General features: G+C 42.6%; 22 protein-coding genes and 1 tRNA gene. 21 read left to right on the forward strand and 2 right to left on the reverse strand.

The genetic code is table 11. The annotated features are described in order from the left end of the window. Positions 1-1,059, reverse strand: coding sequence for a processed acidic surface protein (locus tag ACQKMF_RS12930; RefSeq protein ID WP_427573565.1), 1,059 nt, complete (start codon positions 1,057-1,059; stop codon positions 1-3). A 487-nt stretch (positions 1,060-1,546) separates the two neighbouring features. Between ACQKMF_RS12930 and ACQKMF_RS12935 the strand changes: the two genes are divergently transcribed. From ACQKMF_RS12935 to ACQKMF_RS13005, 15 genes are all read left to right on the forward strand, one after another. Next, the gene (locus ACQKMF_RS12935; RefSeq protein WP_101223729.1) at positions 1,547-2,731 is read left to right on the forward strand and encodes an ATP phosphoribosyltransferase regulatory subunit; all 1,185 of its coding nucleotides are present in this window, start codon (positions 1,547-1,549) and stop codon (positions 2,729-2,731) included. Further along, positions 2,724-3,353 carry an ATP phosphoribosyltransferase gene (hisG, locus tag ACQKMF_RS12940; protein ID WP_034311625.1) on the forward strand — a complete coding sequence of 210 codons (630 nt, stop codon included), beginning with the start codon at positions 2,724-2,726 and terminating at the stop codon, positions 3,351-3,353. Before ACQKMF_RS12935 ends, hisG begins: the two co-directional genes overlap by 8 nt. 26 nt (positions 3,354-3,379) lie before the next feature. Next, positions 3,380-4,660, forward strand: a complete 1,281-nt coding sequence (gene hisD / locus ACQKMF_RS12945; RefSeq protein WP_427573567.1) for a histidinol dehydrogenase — start codon at positions 3,380-3,382, stop codon at positions 4,658-4,660. A 100-nt stretch (positions 4,661-4,760) separates the two neighbouring features. Continuing rightward, positions 4,761-5,348 (forward strand): imidazoleglycerol-phosphate dehydratase HisB, encoded by a 588-nt coding sequence (hisB, locus tag ACQKMF_RS12950; protein ID WP_063233950.1) that lies wholly within the window; start codon positions 4,761-4,763, stop codon positions 5,346-5,348. A 2-nt stretch (positions 5,349-5,350) separates the two neighbouring features. Continuing rightward, positions 5,351-5,983 carry an imidazole glycerol phosphate synthase subunit HisH gene (gene hisH / locus ACQKMF_RS12955; RefSeq protein WP_137016666.1) on the forward strand — a complete coding sequence of 211 codons (633 nt, stop codon included), beginning with the start codon at positions 5,351-5,353 and terminating at the stop codon, positions 5,981-5,983. Beyond that, positions 5,980-6,714 (forward strand): 1-(5-phosphoribosyl)-5-[(5-phosphoribosylamino)methylideneamino]imidazole-4-carboxamide isomerase, encoded by a 735-nt coding sequence (gene hisA, locus ACQKMF_RS12960; protein ID WP_101223726.1) that lies wholly within the window; start codon positions 5,980-5,982, stop codon positions 6,712-6,714. Before hisH ends, hisA begins: the two co-directional genes overlap by 4 nt. After that, positions 6,715-7,473 carry an imidazole glycerol phosphate synthase subunit HisF gene (hisF, locus tag ACQKMF_RS12965; RefSeq protein WP_402943538.1) on the forward strand — a complete coding sequence of 253 codons (759 nt, stop codon included), beginning with the start codon at positions 6,715-6,717 and terminating at the stop codon, positions 7,471-7,473. Beyond that, positions 7,470-8,126: a bifunctional phosphoribosyl-AMP cyclohydrolase/phosphoribosyl-ATP diphosphatase HisIE gene (hisIE, locus tag ACQKMF_RS12970; protein ID WP_427573571.1), complete on the forward strand. Its 657-nt coding sequence runs from the start codon at positions 7,470-7,472 to the stop codon at positions 8,124-8,126. The genes hisF and hisIE overlap by 4 nt, the downstream gene beginning before the upstream one ends. 429 nt (positions 8,127-8,555) lie before the next feature. After that, on the forward strand, positions 8,556-10,058 hold the full coding sequence (locus ACQKMF_RS12975; RefSeq protein ID WP_260358748.1) for a tetratricopeptide repeat protein: 1,503 nt from the start codon (positions 8,556-8,558) through the stop codon (positions 10,056-10,058). 103 nt (positions 10,059-10,161) lie between these two features. Beyond that, positions 10,162-11,109, forward strand: a complete 948-nt coding sequence (gene trxB, locus ACQKMF_RS12980; protein ID WP_034309960.1) for a thioredoxin-disulfide reductase — start codon at positions 10,162-10,164, stop codon at positions 11,107-11,109. 556 nt (positions 11,110-11,665) lie between these two features. Beyond that, on the forward strand, positions 11,666-12,124 hold the full coding sequence (locus ACQKMF_RS12985) for an NUDIX hydrolase (protein WP_101223721.1): 459 nt from the start codon (positions 11,666-11,668) through the stop codon (positions 12,122-12,124). 45 nt (positions 12,125-12,169) lie between these two features. Beyond that, complete coding sequence (gene rapZ, locus ACQKMF_RS12990; RefSeq protein ID WP_101223720.1) at positions 12,170-13,069, forward strand: RNase adapter RapZ; 900 nt, start codon at positions 12,170-12,172, stop codon at positions 13,067-13,069. Further along, positions 13,059-14,045, forward strand: coding sequence for a gluconeogenesis factor YvcK family protein (locus ACQKMF_RS12995; protein ID WP_101223719.1), 987 nt, complete (start codon positions 13,059-13,061; stop codon positions 14,043-14,045). Before rapZ ends, ACQKMF_RS12995 begins: the two co-directional genes overlap by 11 nt. 67 nt (positions 14,046-14,112) lie before the next feature. After that, a complete protein-coding gene (whiA, locus tag ACQKMF_RS13000; RefSeq protein ID WP_101223718.1) occupies positions 14,113-15,066 on the forward strand; it encodes a DNA-binding protein WhiA in 954 nt (317 codons plus the stop codon). Positions 15,067-15,086: 20 nt separating this feature from the next. Further along, complete coding sequence (locus tag ACQKMF_RS13005; RefSeq protein WP_402943547.1) at positions 15,087-15,344, forward strand: HPr family phosphocarrier protein; 258 nt, start codon at positions 15,087-15,089, stop codon at positions 15,342-15,344. 96 nt (positions 15,345-15,440) lie between these two features. On the opposite strand, the gene clpP is transcribed toward ACQKMF_RS13005, so the two are convergent. After that, positions 15,441-16,049, reverse strand: coding sequence for an ATP-dependent Clp endopeptidase proteolytic subunit ClpP (clpP, locus tag ACQKMF_RS13010; protein ID WP_063233960.1), 609 nt, complete (start codon positions 16,047-16,049; stop codon positions 15,441-15,443). Between the two features lie 289 nt (positions 16,050-16,338). Between clpP and ACQKMF_RS13015 the strand changes: the two genes are divergently transcribed. From ACQKMF_RS13015 to ACQKMF_RS13040, 6 genes are all read left to right on the forward strand, one after another. After that, positions 16,339-16,410 (forward strand) — tRNA-Arg (locus ACQKMF_RS13015). A 316-nt stretch (positions 16,411-16,726) separates the two neighbouring features. Further along, the gene (gene rpoN / locus ACQKMF_RS13020) at positions 16,727-18,064 is read left to right on the forward strand and encodes an RNA polymerase factor sigma-54 (protein ID WP_402943550.1); all 1,338 of its coding nucleotides are present in this window, start codon (positions 16,727-16,729) and stop codon (positions 18,062-18,064) included. 15 nt (positions 18,065-18,079) lie between these two features. Continuing rightward, positions 18,080-18,322 carry a glutaredoxin family protein gene (locus ACQKMF_RS13025; protein WP_101223716.1) on the forward strand — a complete coding sequence of 81 codons (243 nt, stop codon included), beginning with the start codon at positions 18,080-18,082 and terminating at the stop codon, positions 18,320-18,322. Between the two features lie 139 nt (positions 18,323-18,461). Continuing rightward, positions 18,462-19,496: a sugar-binding transcriptional regulator gene (locus ACQKMF_RS13030; RefSeq protein ID WP_101223715.1), complete on the forward strand. Its 1,035-nt coding sequence runs from the start codon at positions 18,462-18,464 to the stop codon at positions 19,494-19,496. Positions 19,497-19,528: 32 nt separating this feature from the next. Then, the gene (gene gap / locus ACQKMF_RS13035; protein ID WP_076368241.1) at positions 19,529-20,536 is read left to right on the forward strand and encodes a type I glyceraldehyde-3-phosphate dehydrogenase; all 1,008 of its coding nucleotides are present in this window, start codon (positions 19,529-19,531) and stop codon (positions 20,534-20,536) included. Between the two features lie 246 nt (positions 20,537-20,782). Continuing rightward, complete coding sequence (locus ACQKMF_RS13040) at positions 20,783-21,967, forward strand: phosphoglycerate kinase (RefSeq protein WP_402943553.1); 1,185 nt, start codon at positions 20,783-20,785, stop codon at positions 21,965-21,967. The last annotated feature ends 4 nt before the right edge of the window (positions 21,968-21,971 follow it).

The raw sequence follows: 21,971 nt of genomic DNA on the forward strand, positions 1-21,971 counted from the left end.
TTAATTAGTGAGTCTTGCTTTTCTAATTAATCCGAAAGCGATACCCATCAACACTAAACCGATTAAAGCACCGAATAAGTAATGACCGGCCGTTTTAGGAAGCACTCCGCCTTTTTCCGTTTTGTGTTCAGGTTTTGCGGGTTTCTTCTTCTCTTTTTTTACCTCAGCCACTTTAGAAATGACCTCGGTGGACTGTTTAATGTCATTACCGGTTTCTTTCACTAAATCGGAACCGATCATTTTACCTGTCAACATAAAATCGAGCAAAAAATTGCCGTTTAAATCATAAATCGAAACTAGTAAACTAGCATTCGTTAATTCCTTAAGCTGGAATAAAGCCTCAAGGGATAGGTTTGTTGTGACACCATCCTGAATTAAGGCGAATTTGAATTGAATTTGCAGCAAGCTTTGAAGATCATTATAAATAGAAAGCAATTCAGCCACTTGTTCTGCAGACAATTCATCAATTGTTTCGAAATTATCAAGTTGATTCATTCTATCGGAGATCGCCATTAAACGAGCTTCAAAAGAAGGGTCTTCGATGATAGGCAAGAGATGATTCATGAATCTGTCGAGCTCTTCGTCTGTTAGACCGATATCAGTAAAGAGGCCATCCATTAAATCGATGATCTCTTCCTCATCATAATCCATCGCGTCCTCATCATAATCCATTTCTAAATCGATGATATCCTCAATGTCGTAAATGAAATGGAAGGTATCGATGATGGAATCCCCCTCTTCCAGTTCACCGTATTCTATTAATAATTCCGTTAGTTCAGCTTCTGTCATTTCATATTGTTTAAGTAGATTCTGTAAGGTCTCAGGAGTGACGGCCGGTCCTAATGTATCACGCAACTCTTCTACCGATTTCAGTTCATTCAATGTTAAGTCGTAATAGGATAAATACTCTTCCAATTCTTCTTGTGTCATTCTAACTTCAGAAAGGTATTCATTAAGCTCATTCTGGTTGATCTTAGTTGCGGCAAAACCCATCGTCCTGCTTGAACCCAGTGAAAAAAGAACGATAAGAGCCACAAAAAATGAAAAATATTTCTTCATTCCCATTTCCCCCTAAAATTTTATAATATTACCAAACTCCTAAATATTATAAAGCAGCTATACCAAAAGGTATACATTAATAACAATGAATGGCTAAAGATAGGGAGAAACATCTAGGTAAAAAGGTGCAACTCCCTGAGTTTGGACTTAAACCGATCATGAAGAATATTAAAGACAGCTGTAGTTTGAAGTAATGGAATTAGGCATATTTTCCTTGACGTAAGATGGGAGCGAGAGTAAACTATTAGTAACTTCAACCTGCTACCATATTAGCGAACTAAAGTGATTTAATAGATTATTGTGAGTATTAATATGATTATGTCATTTTATTTGATACTATTTTTATATGTTATCCGAAATTTGGATTTAAGCGTGAAACCTTGGAATGATAAAGAGATAAACAAAATAAGGAATGGATGCATCGGTTTGTGCCTACAGGCGGACCGATTGGATATAGATAGTAATCAATTCAAAAGGATGTGCAGTCGTGACAAAGCCATTTATGTTTGAAAAACCGTTAGGCATGAGAGATACATTGCCGGTACTGTATGAAACGAAGGTGTTGGCCAGAAATAAAATGAGTGATGAAATCAAGAAGTGGGGCTATCAATTTATTGAAACGCCTGCTTTGGAATATTATGAAACAATTGGCGAGGCTTCGGCAATATTGGATCAACAGTTGTTTAAACTTCTCGATTCCCAGGGGCATACGCTCGTACTCCGTCCCGAGATGACAGCCCCCATTGCACGGGTGGCAGCATCCAAACTGTTAAAACAGCAAATTCCGCTTCGCCTGGCCTATTCCGCGAATGTATACCGGGCACAGCAGCGTGAAGGAGGCAGGCCGGCAGAATTCGAACAGATTGGTATTGAGTGCATTGGAAATAAGTCTATAAGTGCCGATGCTGAAATGATTGCCCTGCTTGCGGATGCTCTAAAGGCTGCCGGGCTTCAGGAATTTAAAATTTCCATTGGGCATATTGGATTTCTGCAAGAATTTTTCTTGAGCATTCTAGGTACGGAGGAAAGAGCCTCTATATTAAGGAAGTTTTTGTATGAAAAGAATTATGTTGGTTATCGCGAGCATGTTAAATCACTGCCGCTTTCATCCATTGATAAGCAACGGCTTATCGAATTCACCTCATTAAGGGGCAGTGAAGGGACCCTGATGAAGGCGCTGGGGTTGGTTGAAAATAATAAAGGGCAGGATTCTTTGGCTGAACTGAAGGAATTGTCTGCGCAGCTGAAAGAATTTGGTGTTGAACAATATGTGAGCTTTGACTTAACATTGGTCAGTCATATGAGCTATTACACAGGAACTTTATTTGAAGTGTATGCCGGACAAGTCGGTTCGCCAATCGGCAATGGCGGCCGGTACGATAATCTGCTTGAGAAGTTCGGCTGGAATGCTTCGGCCACAGGTTTTGCAATCCGGGTGGATCGTCTTGCAGAAGCTCTTGGGGAGCCGATCCAGCCTGTCGCGCCAGAATGTATTTTATATAGTCCCGAACGAAGATTGGAAGCCATTGAATTTGCAAGAATTAAACGCACCGAAGGAAAATTGGTAACGATTCAGGATATTACGGTCGTCCAAAATGTCGATGCCTTTACACGGACATTTTCTGAAGTTCATTTATTCGTAGGGAATGGGGGGTATGGAAAAGATGAATAATAGCTTTTTAACGATTGCCATGCCGAAAGGAAGAATCTTTGAAGAAGCGGCAGAGCTATTAAGAAGGGCCGGTTTTCGTCTCCCTCCCGAGTTTGATGATTCCCGGAAATTGATCCTTGAAGTGGAAGAGGAAAATCTGCGGTTCATTTTAGCTAAACCGATGGATGTCGTAACCTATGTGGAACACGGCGTCGCTGACATTGGAATTGCAGGAAAGGATGTCATGTTAGAGGAAGAACGTGATGTCTATGAGTTACTAGATTTGAAAATCAGTGCCTGCTATTTAGCTGTAGCTGGACTGCCTGGTACGAAGATAAGTGACATCGCCCCTAAAATTGCCAGTAAATATCCGAATGTTGCCTCCAGTTATTTTCGCGAGCAGGGGGAGCAAGTCGAGATTATAAAGTTGAATGGGTCTATTGAGTTAGCACCGTTAATTGGTTTGGCTGAACGAATCGTCGATATCGTTTCTACGGGGAGGACATTGAAGGAAAACGGTCTTGTGGAATATGCGAAAATTGCCAATGTGACTTCGAGGCTGGTGGCAAACCCTGTCAGCTATCGAATTAAAGAAGCAAGGATTACCGAAATCGTGGAACGGCTAGCAGAAATTATTGAATAGTAAAGAATAGCTAATGAGGTGAAGGTATGAAAATAGAACGGTTTGCTGAAGGGATTTCACTGAAACGCTCGGTTGATGCAGGTACTGCCGATCAAAGAAAAGCGGTTCAGGATATTATTTATGATGTCAGGAAAAGCGGAAACGCCGCTTTACATACCTATACCGAACGTTTCGATGGTGTCAGTGCAGGGGAATTACTTGTATCGGAACAGGAAATGGAAGAAGCGACAGCATCTTTAACTGCTGAGCAGCTTGATATTATACAAGAAGCCGCGAATAATATTCGAATGTTTCACGAGAAACAAATTCGAAATTCATGGTTTACGACTGATGATACGGGAACGATGCTAGGACAAAAATTGACACCTCTTGATGCTGTAGGTGTTTATGTACCTGGAGGCACAGCAGCCTATCCTTCGTCAGTACTGATGAATGCGTTGCCTGCGAAGGCCGCGGGGGTGGAAAGGATCGTTATGGTGTCTCCGCCAGGGAAGGATGGAAAATTATCGCCAGCGGTTTTGGCAGCTGCCAAAATTGCCGGGGTGAAGGAAATCTATAAAGTTGGCGGGGCACAGGCAATAGCTGCTCTCGCTTATGGGACGGAAACGATTAAGAAAGTGGATAAAATAGTGGGTCCGGGAAATATATATGTGGCGTTAGCGAAGCGGGAAGTATTTGGAGATGTCGCCATTGATATGATAGCAGGTCCAAGTGAAATAGCGATATTGGCGGACGAAACCGCCATCGCTGCAGAAGTTGCGGCAGACTTGCTGTCACAGGCGGAGCATGATGCCCGTGCTTGCAGTGTTTTGGTGACGACGTCAACGACTCTTGCAGAAGAAGTGGCCGCAGAAGTGACCAAGCAGGTGGCGTTACTTCCACGCCATGATATTGCTGCAGCATCCATAAGGGATTATGGAAGAATCGTTGTATGCGGGAATATGGAGGAAGCTGTTGAAGCGATTAATGAACTTGCACCGGAACATTTGGAAATTGTGGCCCATGATGCACTTGAAATCATGTCTAAAATCCGTCATGCCGGAGCAATCTTTATTGGCCGATTTAGTTCGGAGCCCGTCGGGGATTACTTTGCAGGCCCCAATCATGTGCTGCCTACCAATGGAACCGCCCGTTTTTCCAGTCCGCTTAATGTGGATGATTTCCAAAAGAAATCAAGCATCATCATGTATAGTGAAACGGCCTTCCGCAAAAATGCAGAAAAAATCGCGGCATTTGCCCGAATGGAAGGACTTGAGGCTCACGCCCGTGCCATTGAATCACGTGGTGTGAATGAATCCGGTAAATAGTCCTGAAATATTGAAATACGCGAAATCATTGATATAAAGACTTTTGACATGCTTTTACATCTTGGGAAAAGGGGTCTTACCCCGTTGAGGAGGAGTTGTAATGGAACGTTTTGCTAGTGTGGAGCGAAAGACGAATGAAACGGAAATAAGTTTGAAGTTTGGTGTGGATGGGGAAGGTAATTCCTCCATTAAGACGGGCGTTCCGTTTATGACGCATATGCTTGATTTGTTCACGAAACATGGGAAGTTTGATTTGACCGTAGATGCAAACGGAGATACAGATGTCGATGATCACCATACAACTGAAGATATTGGCATTTGCTTAGGTCAGACGTTATTGGAGGCCCTTGGGGACAAGCGCGGGATAAAGCGTTACGGAAATGCTTTCGTACCCATGGATGAAGCACTCGCCCAGGTTGTCATCGATTTAAGCAATCGTCCGCACCTAGAGTTCCGGGCTGAGTTTCCTTCGCAAAAGGTGGGTACTTTCGATACTGAACTCGTGCACGAGTTTCTTTGGAAATTCGCTCTTGAAGCCAGGATGAACCTGCATGTAGTCGTTCATTACGGTCACAACACACATCATATGATCGAAGCAATATTCAAAGCGCTGGGACGTGCATTGGATGAAGCTACGACCATCGATCCACGTGTCAAAGGCATCCCTTCGACGAAAGGAATGTTGTAAAAATGATCGGAATCGTCGATTATGGCATGGGGAATTTATTTTCTGTAAGTAAAGGGCTTGAACGCCTTGGTGCCGATTCATTCATTTCCGATGACCCAAAAGAACTTTCAAAGTCGAAAGGAATCATACTTCCCGGCGTTGGATCTTTCAGGGATGCAATGAGCCTCTTGGAAAAACAAAAGCTGGATGAATTCCTGCGGGAATATGTAGCCGATGGAGGTTATCTATTAGGGATCTGCCTTGGTATGCAGCTTCTCTTTGATGAAAGTGAGGAAAATGGACCGGCTAAAGGATTATCCCTCATCCCGGGAAAAGTCGTTCGTTTTAAGGGAGTGGATGCGAATGACCAGGTTTATAAAGTGCCGCACATGGGCTGGAATCGTCTTGAATTCAAACACGCATCACCAGTGAATGAGGGGCTGGAAGAGGAGCATGTTTATTTCGTCCATTCCTACTACGTCGATACCGATGAATCATTCGTCACTGCTTCGGCAAGGTATGATGTGGAAGTGCCTGCGATCGTCGGTAAAGGGAATGTGTTCGGCATGCAGTTCCATCCGGAAAAAAGCGGGAAGATGGGCATGTCACTGTTAAAAAATTATCTGTCATTAGTAGAAGGGAAGGAAGAAGCATGAGCAACTTTACTATTTACCCGGCGATTGATATGCGTGGAGGCAAATGCGTCCGCTTAATCCAGGGAGATTACAATCAGGAAACCGTTTATGGCGATTCCCCCTTTGATATGGCAAAAAGCTTTGCGGACCAAGGAGCCGATTGGATACATATGGTCGACCTTGACGGAGCTAAAGAGGGAGTGCGCATCAATGATTCATACGTAATCAAAGCTGCAAGTGAGTTAGGGGCCCGCATTCAAATCGGCGGCGGCATCCGTACGGAACATGATATAGCCCATTACCTGGATAATGGTGTGGAACGTGTCATTCTTGGCAGCACGGCCGTTTCAGACCCTGATTTCACTAAAGATATGATTAGGAAATATGGAAGCCATATCGCAATCGGGATCGATGCGAAGGATGGCAGGGTTGCCACTCATGGTTGGCTTCAAACGTCTGGGACCCTTGCGATAGATCTTGGTAAATTACTGGCCGATGCTGGTGCAGAGACATTTATCGTGACTGATATCGCGACGGATGGGATGCTTTCAGGTCCGAATGTGAAAGGTATTTTGGCCATGGCGGAGGCAACCGGTAAAAACGTTATAGCTTCGGGCGGCATTAGTTCACTTGAAGACCTTATCACCCTCAAAGAGTATGAAGCCCAAGGCATTGCAGGGGCAATCATTGGCAAGGCGCTTTATACCAATCGCTTTACTGTAGAAGAAGCACTAGAAAAGGTGCGTGGTTAAATGCTCACTAAACGAATTATTCCATGTCTCGATGTAAAGGATGGGCGGGTAGTCAAAGGGATACAATTTGTTTCCCTTAGGGATGCAGGAGACCCGGTCGAACTTGCAGCCTTTTACGACCAAGAAGGTGCCGATGAGCTTGTCTTCCTGGATATTTCCGCATCACATGAAGGCAGGGAAACGATTGTCGACGTCGTTCAAGCGGTAGCGGGCAGTCTGGCAATCCCGTTCACGGTGGGCGGCGGCATTAATTCATTGGCGGATATGAAGAAGATCTTACGAGCTGGAGCCGATAAGGTTTCCTTAAATACAGCAGCCATTCTGCGCCCTGATTTAATTAATGAAGGTGCTGATTACTTTGGTTCCCAATGTATCGTGGTCGCCATAGACGCCCGATATGAAGAAGGGCTTGGCTCATGGCGCGTATATACCCACGGCGGCCGGAAATCGACTGAATGGGAAGTGATCGATTGGGCGAAGGAAGCTGTGTCCCGAGGTGCAGGTGAAATACTATTGACAAGCATGGATTGTGACGGCGAGAAACAAGGGTTTAATATCGCTTTGACAAAAGCGGTATCTGAAGCTGTTTCGGTGCCGGTCATCGCCTCAGGCGGGGCGGGCAACGCTGGGCATTTCCAGGAAGCCTTCCAAGAAGGTAAAGCCGACGCAGCATTAGCCGCATCGATTTTTCATTATAAAGAAACATCCGTCAAAGAAGTAAAAGCGTTTCTCAAACAACAAGGAGTGGTTGTACGATGAATCTTGAAACTATTAAATACGACGAAAAAGGCCTGATACCGGCAATTATTCAAGATGCAGGAACCGGCGAAGTGCTGACACTTGCTTATATGAATCAAGAATCACTGCAATTGTCGATTGAAAAAGGTGAAACGGTTTTCTTCAGCCGTTCGCGCAATGAATTATGGCATAAAGGAGCAACCAGCGGTAATACCCAGAAAATCATCGAAATGAAGTATGACTGCGATCAGGATGCATTGGTCGTTCGGGTCGTTCCTGCAGGACCTGCGTGCCATACAGGGGCAACAAGCTGTTTTAGCGAAACGATTTACCAAAACGGTGAAGCCGGACAAGACGTGAAGGCGAATGTGACATTCTTGACGGAATTGGAAAAATTGATTGAAAAAAGAAAATCGGAAATGCCTGAAGGTTCATATACTACCTACCTATTCGAAAAGGGCGTTGATAAGATCCTGAAAAAAGTCGGTGAAGAAGCGGCAGAAGTGATCATTGCTGCTAAGAACCGCGATGCAGAGGAACTTTCGATGGAAAGTGCCGATCTCCTCTATCACTTATTCGTTCTTCTTCAGGAGCAGGAGTTGCCTTTCCAAGCAGTGCTTGATGTATTGAAGGCTAGGCATGCCGATAAGGATGAACCGAAAGAAACTGAATGAATGGTGAGTGCCCTCCGTCAAGGAGGGCTCAGACTGAAGACAAACTCGATGAAAGTCAAGTTTCTCTTCAGTTTTTTTATGGCTTGTACAATTTGGACGCTGATTATCGATCCAGGCATCCGCTTTTCCCGCCGGAGTCTCGCACAACCGCCCCAATCAACTTTTGCTACAAACTTTTGGTAGAAACCATATCTGAGATTTCAAGGTGTTGCTTTGTTCGGGAACATGATAGAGATATTTCCCAACCCCTTTTGTGTGTATTTACGACAACTAGATCAATCCTGGCTCCCCATTTGACTAGGAATATACCTCAATTTTTTCTTGAAGAAAGCATGGTGATTCCCTTTTTCCATTTTCTTGAATTGTTCGGCAAATTTACTCCAATATGTTATAATACTATGGTTAATCAACTTGAAGATGGAGGATTACATGAGTAAAGACTCTAAATTTGGCCAACAGGCAAAAATTCTAACTTTTCACCCAACAGGTGAGTATTATTTCACCAAGGGTTTAAAAGCTTATCATAGACGAGAACTACCTAAATCAAAAAAATACCTGGAACGTGCGCTGGAACTTGAACCCGCTGAACCGATGATAGCCTGTCAATTGGCAATCACTTGCTCGGAAATCGGAGAATATAATTATTCAAACAACCTCTTGGAAAACATCTTGGATGTGATGGATCCCTATATGTCGGAATGTCATTACTTCCTGGCGAATAATTATGCCCACTTAGGCATGTTCAAGGAGGCTTATCGTCACGCGAGTGCTTATCTTGATAAAGAAGAAGACGGGGAGTTCAGCGATGACGCAGAGGACCTGCTTGAACTGATAACTTTTGAGTCGGATGAGTCAGAAGAAAATCCCTTTAAGCATGATGGGCTCATTACCAAACAGGAACAAGCCCGTGAGTACCTTGAATCAGGCAATTTTCCAAAGGCAATCGAAGTATTGAAAGAGACGATTGCCGAGTACGAGGATTACTGGTCCGCTTATAATAACTTGGCACTTGCCTATTTCTATCTTGGTCAAGTAAATGACGCTTTTGCAACACTTGATGAGGTACTGGAAAAAAGTCCAGGAAACCTGCATGCGCTTTGTAATCTTGTTGTTTTTCATCATTATCAACAGGATGAAGCGAAGGTTGAAGAGCTCATACACATGCTGGAGAAAATTAGGCCGATGCTATCCGAACATCGTTTCAAGCTTGGAGCGACCTTCGCTTTGATCGGAAACTATGCTTCTGCATATAAATGGTTGAAAGTACTGCAAAGACAAGGGTTCGAGGGAGATGGAACCTTCTACTATTGGTTAACCATTTCCGCTTACCACCTAGGCCATGATCAGGCTGCCAAAAAGGCATGGAAAAAGGTCGTGGAAATGAATCCGGAAAAGGAAGGCATGGAGCCTTGGGGAGATATGAATGCAACTTCAGATGGTTTTGAACATCATTTTCCTTCTATTATAAAAAGGCTGGAAAGTGAATTCATTGAAGAAAGGCTGTTTGCCATTTTCCTTCTGAAACATTCGGTTCATAAACAGAAGCTATTGAAAAACCAGGTCCTCAACCTTAATCAGAATTTCACTGATTTGGAACGTGATTATGCTGAACTTGTTCAAGCTCCTGCTAAAGATCGTCAATTAACACCGATTGATTTTGCTGATCGCACAGCTGAGTTATTATATCAGCATTTCCAACCGATACAATTAAATGAAGCCGGGCTGTATTTAATGTGGTTTTCCGTCTTCATCGAAGCGGTGAAATCAGAGCAAAAACTAAATAATCCAGCAGGATGGGCATCAGCGGTGGAGTACGTGTGGAATCAGCTTAAAAATGAGAAGGCGAGCAAACAGGCAATCGCAGACAAACATTTCATATCCGTGTCCACCTTATCAAAGTACGTAAAGTTGGTTCAAACCCTGCTTGGATGAGCAGATATTTGGACGAAAAATTATTTGTTATATAGGATAATAGGTAGGGAACACTAACCGTAGTGAAGGTTCCATTTGCAATGGAATATGGAGGAGTGAAAACATGTCTGAAAAAATTTATGACGTTGTTATTATTGGAGCTGGTCCTGCAGGGATGACGGCGGCTGTCTATACATCACGTGCGAACCTTTCAACATTGATGTTAGAACGCGGAGTACCGGGCGGGCAAATGGCCAATACAGAGGAAGTTGAAAATTATCCTGGATTCGACACTATACTCGGACCTGAACTTTCAACGAAAATGTTTGACCATGCAAAGAAATTCGGTGCGGAGTATGCCTATGGGGATGTTAAGGAAATCATCGACGGTGAAGAGTATAAAACGATCAAAGCCGGTTCCAAGGAATTCAAGGCACGTTCAATCATCATTTCATCTGGTGCCGAATATAAGAAAATCGGTGTTCCCGGCGAAAAAGAATTGGGCGGCCGCGGTGTATCGTATTGTGCAGTTTGTGATGGTGCATTCTTCAAGCAAAAGGAACTATTCGTTATCGGCGGCGGAGACTCTGCTGTTGAAGAGGGTGTGTACTTAACCCGCTTTGCTTCAAAAGTGACGATCGTTCACAGACGTGACGAACTTCGTGCTCAAAAGATTCTTCAAGATCGTGCATTTGCCAATGAGAAAATTAACTTCATCTGGAATCACACTTTGAAGGAAATCAATGAAAAAGGCGGCAAAGTCGGCGGTGTCACACTAGTTTCCACTGAAAACGGAGAAGAGACAGTGATGGACGCAGACGGTGTATTCATTTATATCGGAATGCTTCCGCTAACTAAACCATTTGAGAACTTGGGCATCTTGAATTCCACAGGCTATATTGAAACGAATGACCGGATGGAAACACGCGTCCCTGGTATTTTTGCTGCTGGTGACGTTCGTGAAAAAACATTGCGCCAAATCGTTACAGCTACAGGCGATGGAAGCATTGCCGCTCAATCCGCTCAGCATTTTGTTGAGGAACTTCAAGAAAAATTGCAGCCTAAGGCTTGATTTCACTAGAATATACAATCGTAATTCCGTTTTAACGATGTTGTAACACGCGTGAAATAATGATTGGGTATAGTATGGATAGAAGTTGACCCCCTTTAATTATAAACGTTTAAGGACACAGATTAAGTTTCTGTGTCCTTTTTTTTTGTTTCCTGCTTTAAGACTAAATCTTTAGTTCCAATTTTTAGGATGTACCAAATGATTTTTAATGAGAAGTAAGCCCGCCCTTTGCATTTAGGCAGCGAAAGTGGAGAAGAATAGGAGTTAAGCAGGATAAAGGCTTATCTTCGTGATTCCTTGGGAATGAATATTCCCCCAATGCAGGAAGTTTACTTTATTGTTAGCTCATTTCAAAAATAGTATAATGTTAAGATATACTAAACATATATATATCTTTCATAATGGTAAGAAGATGAAAAATACAACTTGTTTGAACTATTAGCATTTGTAAATCGCCAAATGGATATCTAGCGGCGGTTTAAGGATATAAACTGAATCTCTTCAACACGGGGGTGAAGGTTTCTATAGTCGAGCAGAGCCAATTGAGGTGAAGAACGTGCAACGTGTCACAAACTGTGTATTGATCAAGGATAATCAAATCCTCTTATTGAAAAAGCCTAGACGCGGATGGTGGGTAGCTCCAGGCGGAAAGATGGAGCCTGGGGAATCTGTACGCGATGCTTGTATTAGGGAATATCGTGAAGAAACGGGCGTTTATTTAAAAAACCCTTCCATCAAAGGTATTTTCACCTTCATTATGAAGGACGGAGATAAGGTATTGTCGGAATGGATGATGTTCACTTTCTTTGCAACGGATTCCGATGGTGTAAATGTTGATGTTTGTGAAGAAGGGGAACTTAGCTGGCATCCGGTCGAAGATGTTAAAAAGCTGATGATGGCTGAAGGTGATTTTCACATCCTGGACTATATGGTTCATGGAACTGGGATCATTTATGGAACCTTTACCTATACACCTGAGTTTAAACTACTTTCTTACCGATTGGATCCAGGTTAATTTTCACATATAAAAAAGATTGCTATACATGGGGGCGGAGAAACTATGAGTACAGGGCAGATCAGTGAAACGCAATTGGTCATCATTACCGGAATGTCCGGAGCGGGTAAGACAGTGGCGGTTCAAAGTTTTGAAGACCTCGGCTTTTTTTGCGTCGATAATTTGCCGCCCACGCTATTGCCAAAGTTTTTGGAGTTAATGAAGGACTCAGGGAATAAGATGAATAAAGTGGCTCTTGTCATGGATTTGAGGGGTAGGGAGTTTTTTGATTCCTTATTTCTTGCACTGGATAATTTAACGGATTCAGCTGCAGTATCACCAAGAATCCTTTTTCTTGAAGCTGATGACGATTCCTTGGTCCGAAGATATAAGGAAACGAGAAGGACCCATCCGCTTGCTCCATTAGGCCGGCCATTGGAAGGCATTAAAATGGAGCGGGAACTATTGGACGAATTGAAGGGAAGGGCCCAGCTGATCTTTAATACTTCCCAACTGAAACCGCGCGAATTGAGGGAGAAAATCGCTTCGGAGTTTTCTGCCGATAAAAGTGTCGGTTTCACAGTCAATGTCATGTCGTTCGGGTTCAAGCATGGTCTACCCATAGATGCCGACCTTGTGTTTGATGTACGCTTCCTGCCAAATCCATATTATATTGACCATATGAGGCCAAGGACTGGCTTGGAACAGGAAGTGTCGAGTTACGTTTTAAAATGGAGTGAGACGCAAAAATTCTTGGAAAAAGTGACCGATTTGCTTGCGTTCATGCTTCCGTATTATAAACGTGAAGGAAAAGCACAGCTTGTTGTTGCGATAGGGTGTACAGGCGGTCAGCACCGTTCTGTAGCATTGACGGAGTATATTTCAAACCACTTCAAGAAGGATTACAGGGTTCAAGTATCACATCGCGATATCGAAAAAAGTAAGGGGAAAGCAGATGTTAGATAAAAAGAAACAACCTAAGGTTGTGATCATTGGAGGGGGAACCGGCCTTCCCGTTTTGTTGAGAGGGTTAAAGAAGCATCCGGTTGATATAACGGCAATCGTAACGGTAGCTGATGATGGTGGAAGTTCAGGCCGCCTTCGCGAGGATATGGATATTCCCGCTCCGGGTGACATTCGTAACGTGCTGGCTGCGTTATCGGATGTAGAGCCCCTTGTTGAACAAATGTTTCAACATCGCTTTCAGAGTAAAAATGAGTTGTCCGGGCATTCGCTGGGGAATTTGATACTGGCGGCAATGACCTCGCTGACCGGGGATTTCGTCCATGCGATCCAGGAAATGAGTAAATTTCTTAATGTCCGCGGTAAAGTGCTTCCGGCGGCCAACCAAAGTGTGGTTCTCCATGCGGAGATGGAGGACGGAACGATTGTTACAGGCGAATCCAAGATCCCCTTCTCAGGAAAGAAAATAAAAAAAGTATTTCTGTCTCCTCATCATATAAAGCCGCTCAGTGAAACCCTCCAGGAAATCAAACAGGCAGATCTTATTGTCATAGGTCCAGGGAGCCTATATACTAGCATTCTGCCTAACTTACTTGTTCCTGGTTTAGGAGAAGAGGTTGCCCGTTCGAAGGCGAAGAAGGTGTACATTTGCAATTTGATGACACAAGCCGGAGAGACGCTGGATTATAGCGCGAGCGATCATATAAAAGCGATATATGACCATATGGGAAATGCATATATTGACAGGATACTTGTTAATAATGAGGAAATACCAACCGAAATTCAGCAACGCTATCAAGCTGAATATGCTAAACCGGTCATGTATGATGTGGAAAGCTTAAAAATGATGGGGCTTGAAATCATACAAGAACGCATTTTCAGCTATGAAGGGAATGTAATACGCCATGACACGAAAAAAGTGGCGGATTTGCTCTATAATATGCTTGTAAATGAAACAAAAAGCCACATTGCACCGTAGATATAAGCGGGGACGGTTTTTTGATTGATAAAAATAGATTACCTGCGTTCGATTGGGGGTGAAATGGATGTCTTTTGCTTCAGAAACGAAAAAAGAGCTTACTACATTAGAGGGAAAGGATTGCTGCGGTAAAGCGGAATTGTGTGCGCTTATCCGGATGAACGGATCCCTTTCATTTTCTAATCGGAAGCTTGTTGTGGATATTCAAACTGAGAATGCTGCGATTGCCAGAAGGATTTATACGCTGCTGAAAAAAAGTTATGAGGTCCAGGTCGAGCTGTTGGTCCGTAAAAAGATGAAGCTTAAAAAGAATAATGTATATATTGTCAGGATGTCATCTGGAGGGCAGCGGGTTTTAACCGATTTGGAAATTTTAGGCGATGGCTTTGAAATTCTCCATGCTATATCCGATACTATTGTTGGGAAGAAATGCTGTAAGCGTTCTTACCTAAGAGGTGCATTTCTTGCGGGAGGTTCGGTGAATAATCCGGAAACGTCTTCCTATCACCTTGAAATTTTCTCACTTTATAAAGAGCACAATGATGCCCTTTGTGAGCTAATGAATAAGTTTGGCTTGAAGGCCAAAACTCTTGAACGCAAGAAAGGGTATATCATTTATTTGAAAGAAGCCGAAAAGATTGCCGAGTTTTTAAGTATAGTTGGCGCCCATTCAGCTTTATTAAGGTTCGAAGATGTAAGGATCGTCCGTGATATGCGTAATTCAGTGAATCGGCTTGTGAATTGTGAAACAGCCAATTTGAACAAAACGATTGGGGCCTCATTACGCCAGGTTGAAAATATCCATTATATCGAGGATACGGTGGGATTAGGCATTTTACCGGATAAGCTTCGGGAAATTGCGGAGCTTAGGATTGCGTTTCAGGATATAACCTTAAAGGAACTTGGGGAAATGGTTTCTGGGGGAACAATCAGTAAATCCGGGATTAATCACCGATTACGTAAGATTGATGAAATAGCTGACAGGCTCCGTGGGGGAGAGGCTATTGCTGCGAAAAAATAAAGCTAACAGGGGAGATCAAGATGGTGGAAAAACAAGTTGAGGTAAAATTGAAAACGGGTTTGCAGGCGCGGCCGGCAGCTCTTTTTGTACAAGAAGCTAACCGCTTTCATTCAGATGTTTTTCTTGAAAAAGAAGGAAAGAAAGTGAACGCAAAAAGTATAATGGGGTTAATGAGCCTTGCCATCAGTTCTGGCGTGACCGTGAAGTTAATCGTCGAAGGACGCGATGAAAAAGAAGCGTTAGACGCATTGGAAGAGTTTGTTCAGCAAGAGGGTTAAAAGAAAAGGATGCTTAAAAGAGCATCCTTTTTTTTCATTATGCAAAAAAGCTCCGGAAGTCGCTAAAGGCGTTCTCCGGAGCCGGTTGTTGCATGATTATTTAGAGTCTTTTTTATCATCAAGGATGCTGCGCGTGATGACTTTGTCGATCAAGCCATATTCAAGAGCTCTTTCGGAAGTCATGAAGTTATCACGTTCCGTATCTCTTTGAAGGACTTCAATAGGTTGACCAGTACGTTCTGCCAAGATTTGGTTCAGTTTATCTTTCAAGTGAAGGATACGGCGGGCAGCAATTTCAATCTCCGTAGCTTGACCTTGAGCTCCTCCAAGTGGCTGGTGAATCATGACCTCACTGTTTGGCAACGCATAACGTTTGCCTTTTTCGCCAGCGGCCAATAGGAAAGCACCCATGGAAGCGGCCATACCGATGCATACTGTGGATACATTAGGTTTGATATATTGCATAGTATCGTAAATGGCCATACCGGAAGTGATGCTTCCGCCAGGGCTGTTGATGTATAGAGTGATATCTTTTTCAGGATTTTCCGCTTCTAAAAATAGTAATTGAGCAACAATGGAGTTGGAAACATTATCGTCAATTGCACTTCCTAGCATAATGATCCGGTCTTTTAATAAACGGGAGTAAATATCGTAGGCACGCTCCCCACGACTTGTTTGTTCGATAACTGTAGGAATTAAATTCATGTTCATTTCCTCCTTCGATTAAGAGAATCATTTAAATTCTTTATGTATGTATGATACACTTTTTGGTCAATTTAGGTCAAACAAAACAAACCCTATAATGGATAATTTGTTCGACAATTTTCTGGCTAAGGCTCCTTTCCGATAGATTACTTTATATATTATGCCGCACAGGGATGAATTTCCACATTACCCATAATACCCAAATGGCGAAGTTTTAAACCTGATAACCCTTGCAAAGGAGGGGAATCTATCATATAATGAAGTCTGTTGAAAAAATATTTTCTATTACGCCCTCGTAGTGCAACGGATAGAACGCAAGCCTCCGAAGCTTGAAATGCAGGTTCGATTCCTGCCGAGGGCATTACCAATCTTCTGCTTAATAAAGTAGGGGATTTTTTAATGGCCATTTTTAAGAGGGGTCCTAAAATTTTTGGCGAATTCACTCGATTTCCGTAATATTCCATCGGATCCTGTAATGTAAGCCCTGTCTTGAAAATATACGCGCACACTATTGAAAAATGGTGATTTTTCAATAAAAGTAGTTGTTTAATTTGCATTTCTAACATATAGTATTTAAAACAAATAAACTATTCAGAAAAAAACGTAAGCGTTTTCATGGGTTTTTGTGTAGAATTTTCTCCTGATAATGTAAAATGGAGTGGGGGAGGGATGAATCGATGAGTATGAATATGAAAGCAGGACTTTTTCAACAGCAAACATTAAAGATGGCAATGACGCAGGAGCTTATGCAAGCTATTACATTGCTGCAATATTCCTCGCAGGAGCTATCGGCTTTTTTAGAAAATAAAATGGTGGAGAATCCATTACTGTCCATAGATCAGCCAACATCGGCTTTATTTCAGCCAACTTTTGACCGGAAAAAGGGAAAACGGACCCTTAAGAATACGTATGATGCCAACTATTGGATTGAACAGATCAGTGAAGATACTATATCGCTTGAACAGCATATCATGTCCCAGGTGAATCACCAGCAACTTACCGGTGAGCAGCATAAGGCGTTGCTGCTATTAATTCATAACCTTGATGAAAACGGTTACTTGAGGACTGAGCTGGATGACATATGTATCCCTGGTATATCTCGGATCGTTTTGGAAGAAAGCCTCTCAATTTTACAGGAACTCGAGCCGCATGGAATTGGAGCGAGAAATCTTCAAGAGTGCCTTTTGCTTCAGGTGCAAGCAGAAGGGGTGAACCTGCTTGCAGAATCGATCATAGAAAACCATTTCCTCGATTTTGCTGAAAAGCGCTGGAAAGACCTAAGTAAGAAAATCGGTGTTACAATGAAGGAGATTCAAGAAGTATTTGATTATGTCCAGACATTGAACCCGCGACCCGCATCACTCTTTTTTCAGGAAAAACCTTCTTATATAGTGCCGGATGTGGTCGTGGAAGTTCGGGATGGTATGCTGCTTGTCGGGAATTATGATGGTAACACACCTAATCTTAATGTGGATAAAGGGTATTTAAACCGTATGAAGAGCCATAAGGATCAGGGGGTTCAACGGTTTATCCAGGATAAGTGGCAGGAATACCAATGGATATCCAGAGGGATTCAACAGAGGAAAGAAACTATATTGAAGGTCATTCAGTGCATCGTCGATAAACAGCCGGCGTGCTTTCATCATGGCCTGAACTATTTGAAACCGATGACGATGAAGGAAATCGCCGACGAACTTGGTATACATGAGTCCACAGTAAGCCGGGCGGTCAAAGGGAAATACGTGCAGACACCATTTGGCACGATAGAGATGAGGATATTTTTCACTACTTCTTTACAGTCAGTCGGCCTTGATGAGGATATGTCGGGCATGCAGGCAAAAAAGAGCCTTCAGGCAGCCATTAATGGGGAAAATAAACAAAAGCCGCTCTCGGATCAGGACCTGGCAGAACGGTTGAAAGAAGAGCATGGAATTATCCTGGCACGCCGAACCGTTGCCAAGTACCGGGAACAATTAGGAATCCCTTCTTCATCTAAACGAAAAAGATATGATTGAAAAGGATGAGTGGTTTTGGAATCAAATGCTTTTGTTTTATATAGTAGGGATAAATGCCCGTTATGCGATAAAGCCAAGCAAGTGCTTGAAGAAGTGAAAGAGGAATCAGGCATAGGCTATAAAGAAATCGATATCCACACCGATGATGATTTGCTTGAGAAATTCGGGCTGATGATCCCTGTCGTTGAATGGAAAGATGATATCGTTCAATTCGGAAACGTTGATAAATCAGCTCTAAATAGGCTTTTGGAAAAATAATTTTTCAAATCATTTGAAGAAACATTCCGTTCCTGCTAGAATAAAATATGTAGCAGGAATATTTTTTTGTTTTAAGTGGGACAGAAAATGACTACGCGGGACATTATACGTCCAACTTAACTTTTTAGGAGTTTTAAATATGCGTACATTACTCGAGGTACAAAGAAAATTATTACCAGATTTCCTTTTGGTTATGCAAAAAAGATATGATATCCTGCGTTATATCAAAATGATGCAGCCGGTTGGAAGGCGCAGTCTGTCCGTGAGCCTTAATTTGACGGAGCGGACGCTCAGAGGCGAGGTTGATTTTCTGAAAAGTCAGAACCTAGTTAACATATTCAGCTCTGGCATGACGCTGACTGATGAAGGGATTGAAATCCTGGATAAGTTAGAAGGAATAATGCGTGAAGTAATGGGTATAGACATAATGGAACGGCAATTGCAGGATTTATTGCAAGTGGATGAGGTCATTATTGTCTCAGGAAATTGTGATGAGACTCCATGGGTGAAAAAAGAATTGGGTAAAGCTTGTGCAATCCGTATGAAACGAGAATGGAACTCAAAGAATATCATTGCGGTTACTGGCGGATCGACAATGGCCGAAGTGGCTGATTCGCTGTCACCTGATGAAGCGTCGAAGAAATTGACATTTGTCCCGGCCCGCGGGGGAATTGGTGAAGCAGTGCAGAATCAGGCCAATACGATTGTCGAAAAAATGGCCCAGAAGGCACAGGCCTCATACAGAGTATTGTATGTACCCGATCAATTAAGCGGTGAGGTTTATGCTTCATTTCAGAAGGAACCTGCAATTAAAGAAGTGATTTCCCAAATCAAATCTGCCGATATGATCATTCATGGAATCGGTGATGCCATGGCGATGGCAGAAAGAAGAAATTCTTCGCCAGAAATGTTAAAGAAGCTGTTAGATGGAAATGCTGTAGGAGAGGCATTCGGTTATTATTACGATGAAAACGGTAAAGTTGTTCATAAAGTTTTGACAGTCGGCATCCAGTTAGATGATCTTAGCCCTGAAAAGCGAGTGATAACTGTGGCAGGTGGTAAAACTAAAGCAAAGGCTATCCGTTCCTACATGAAAGGCGCACCTTCATCAACCGTTTTAATCACGGATGAAGCGGCGGCACAAGAGTTAATTCAGGGGAATTACACCCCTTAATATATTTGCGAACTTAAAAGGAGGAATTTTTCATGGCAGTAAAAGTTGGTATTAATGGTTTTGGACGTATTGGACGTAATGTATTTCGTGCAGCATTGAGTAATCCTGGGGTAGAGATTGTTGCTATTAACGACTTAACGGATGCTAATATGTTAGCGCACCTTCTTCAATACGATACAATTCATGGATCACTTAATGAAAAAGTAACAGTTGATGGGGATTACCTTGTTGTTGATGGTCATAAAGTCAAAGTATTGGCTGAACGTGACCCTGCACAATTAGCATGGGGTGAACTAGGAGTAGAAGTAGTAGTAGAATCTACAGGACGTTTCACGAAACGTGCAGATGCAGCTAAGCATTTAGAAGCTGGCGCGAAAAAAGTAATCATCTCTGCTCCTGCATCTGATGAAGATATCACAATCGTCATGGGTGTAAACGAAGATAAATATGATGCAGCTAACCACCATGTAATCTCTAATGCTTCTTGTACAACGAACTGCTTAGCTCCATTTGCTAAAGTGCTTCACGAACAATTCGGAATCAAACGCGGTATGATGACTACTGTTCACTCTTATACAAATGATCAGCAAATCCTTGATTTGCCACATAAAGATTACCGCCGTGCACGTGCAGCTGCCGAGAATATCATTCCTACAACAACTGGGGCAGCAAAAGCTGTTGCACTTGTCCTTCCTGAACTTAAAGGGAAATTGAATGGTATGGCAATGCGCGTACCTACTCCAAACGTGTCTGTTGTCGACCTTGTTGCAGAACTTGAAAAAGACACAACAGTTGAAGAAGTTAATGCAGCATTCAAAAAGGCTTCTGAAGGTGAATTAAAAGGAATCCTTGAGTACAGCGAACTTCCGCTAGTATCAACTGACTATAACGGTAACCCATCATCATCTACAATCGATGCCCTTTCCACAATGGTAATGGAAGGAAACATGGTTAAAGTATTATCTTGGTATGATAATGAAACAGGATATTCAAGCCGTGTTGTTGATTTGATCGACTATTTGGCTAAAAAAGGATTGTAATTAGAATAATAAAAAACCTCACCAAGGTGAGGTTTTTTTTATCACACCTCTAAAAAAACTTGGCAGAAGATGATATTATTAGTAAGTCATTAATCAGTCAAGCGTTTACATTTCTTGTTTTTGGATAATTTCCTGGAAACCGACTATAATGAAAAAGAGAAAAGGGGAGTTGGGAAATTTACCCTCTCCCTTTTTGGCTAAAAGAATCAAAAATATGATAACAATATCTAAGGAGGTTCTTGGATTATGAATAAAAAGTCGATTAAAGATATTGAATTAAAGGGGAAACGCGTATTTTGCCGTGTTGATTTCAACGTGCCGATGCAGGACGGAAAGATTTCGGATGATACGAGAATCAAGGCTGCACTGCCGACGATTTCCTATTTGACAGAACAAGGCGCAAAAGTCATCTTAGCCAGCCACCTTGGTCGTCCTAAAGGACAAGTCGTAGAAGAATTGCGTCTAGCACCTGTTGCGGAAAGACTAAGCGAACTTAGTGGCAAGGATGTGCAAAAGGCAGAAGAAGCATACGGTGAGACCGTTCAATCAATCATTGATAACATGCAAGATGGCGAGATCTTGTTGTTGGAAAACGTTCGTTTCTATCCAGGAGAAGAGAAGAACGATCAAGAATTGGCGAAGTCATTTGCTGCACTTGCTGATGTCTATGTTAACGATGCATTCGGAGCTGCGCATCGTGCACATGCTTCAACTGAAGGAATAGCGCACCATCTCCCAGCCGTTGCCGGATTGCTGATGGAAAAAGAGCTTTCAGTACTTGGAAAAGCCCTATCCAACCCAGAACGTCCTTTTACAGCTATAATTGGCGGAGCAAAAGTAAAGGATAAGATAGGCGTTATCGAAAACCTTTTGGAAAAAGTCGATCACTTGATCATTGGTGGTGGATTGGGTTATACATTCATTAAAGCGCAAGGTCATGAAATCGGTAATTCTTTATTGGAAGAAGACAAAATAGAATTGGCCAAATCTTTCATCGAAAGTGCAAAAGAAAAAGGCGTAAAACTTCATTTGCCTATCGATGCAGTCGTAACTGCTGAATTTTCACCTGATGCAGAGACGGATAATGTCGATATCGATGCTATTCCAAAGGATAAAATGGCTCTTGATATCGGACCAAAAACAAGCGAATTATTTGCGGATGTAATCAAAAGTTCCAAGCTTGTCATTTGGAATGGACCAATGGGTGTATTCGAGTTCGATAAATTTGCGAATGGAACGAAAACCGTTGCTAAAGCCTTGGCGGAAGCAAATGATACGTACAGCATTGTAGGCGGAGGGGATTCAGCCGCAGCCGCAGAAAAGTTTGGCTTGGCAGAAAAGATGTCCCATATTTCAACTGGCGGCGGTGCATCTCTTGAGTTCATGGAAGGCAAAGAGTTGCCTGGCGTTGTGGCCTTGAACGATAAATAAGACT

The organism is Peribacillus sp. NPDC101480, from assembly GCF_050277335.1.
In the GTDB taxonomy this organism is placed as follows: domain Bacteria; phylum Bacillota; class Bacilli; order Bacillales; family DSM-1321; genus Peribacillus.

Coding starts and splice junctions, on each gene's coding strand:
- ACQKMF_RS12930 (WP_427573565.1), bottom strand. CDS start 1,059: ATGAAGAAATATTTTTCATTTTTTGTGGCTCTTATCGTTCTTTTTTCA.
- hisG (WP_034311625.1), top strand. CDS start 2,724: ATGAATAATAGCTTTTTAACGATTGCCATGCCGAAAGGAAGAATCTTT.
- hisD (WP_427573567.1), top strand. CDS start 3,380: ATGAAAATAGAACGGTTTGCTGAAGGGATTTCACTGAAACGCTCGGTT.
- hisB (WP_063233950.1), top strand. CDS start 4,761: ATGGAACGTTTTGCTAGTGTGGAGCGAAAGACGAATGAAACGGAAATA.
- hisH (WP_137016666.1), top strand. CDS start 5,351: ATGATCGGAATCGTCGATTATGGCATGGGGAATTTATTTTCTGTAAGT.
- hisA (WP_101223726.1), top strand. CDS start 5,980: ATGAGCAACTTTACTATTTACCCGGCGATTGATATGCGTGGAGGCAAA.
- hisF (WP_402943538.1), top strand. CDS start 6,715: ATGCTCACTAAACGAATTATTCCATGTCTCGATGTAAAGGATGGGCGG.
- hisIE (WP_427573571.1), top strand. CDS start 7,470: ATGAATCTTGAAACTATTAAATACGACGAAAAAGGCCTGATACCGGCA.
- ACQKMF_RS12975 (WP_260358748.1), top strand. CDS start 8,556: ATGAGTAAAGACTCTAAATTTGGCCAACAGGCAAAAATTCTAACTTTT.
- trxB (WP_034309960.1), top strand. CDS start 10,162: ATGTCTGAAAAAATTTATGACGTTGTTATTATTGGAGCTGGTCCTGCA.
- rapZ (WP_101223720.1), top strand. CDS start 12,170: ATGAGTACAGGGCAGATCAGTGAAACGCAATTGGTCATCATTACCGGA.
- ACQKMF_RS12995 (WP_101223719.1), top strand. CDS start 13,059: ATGTTAGATAAAAAGAAACAACCTAAGGTTGTGATCATTGGAGGGGGA.
- whiA (WP_101223718.1), top strand. CDS start 14,113: ATGTCTTTTGCTTCAGAAACGAAAAAAGAGCTTACTACATTAGAGGGA.
- ACQKMF_RS13005 (WP_402943547.1), top strand. CDS start 15,087: ATGGTGGAAAAACAAGTTGAGGTAAAATTGAAAACGGGTTTGCAGGCG.
- clpP (WP_063233960.1), bottom strand. CDS start 16,049: ATGAATTTAATTCCTACAGTTATCGAACAAACAAGTCGTGGGGAGCGT.
- rpoN (WP_402943550.1), top strand. CDS start 16,727: ATGAGTATGAATATGAAAGCAGGACTTTTTCAACAGCAAACATTAAAG.
- ACQKMF_RS13030 (WP_101223715.1), top strand. CDS start 18,462: ATGCGTACATTACTCGAGGTACAAAGAAAATTATTACCAGATTTCCTT.
- gap (WP_076368241.1), top strand. CDS start 19,529: ATGGCAGTAAAAGTTGGTATTAATGGTTTTGGACGTATTGGACGTAAT.
- ACQKMF_RS13040 (WP_402943553.1), top strand. CDS start 20,783: ATGAATAAAAAGTCGATTAAAGATATTGAATTAAAGGGGAAACGCGTA.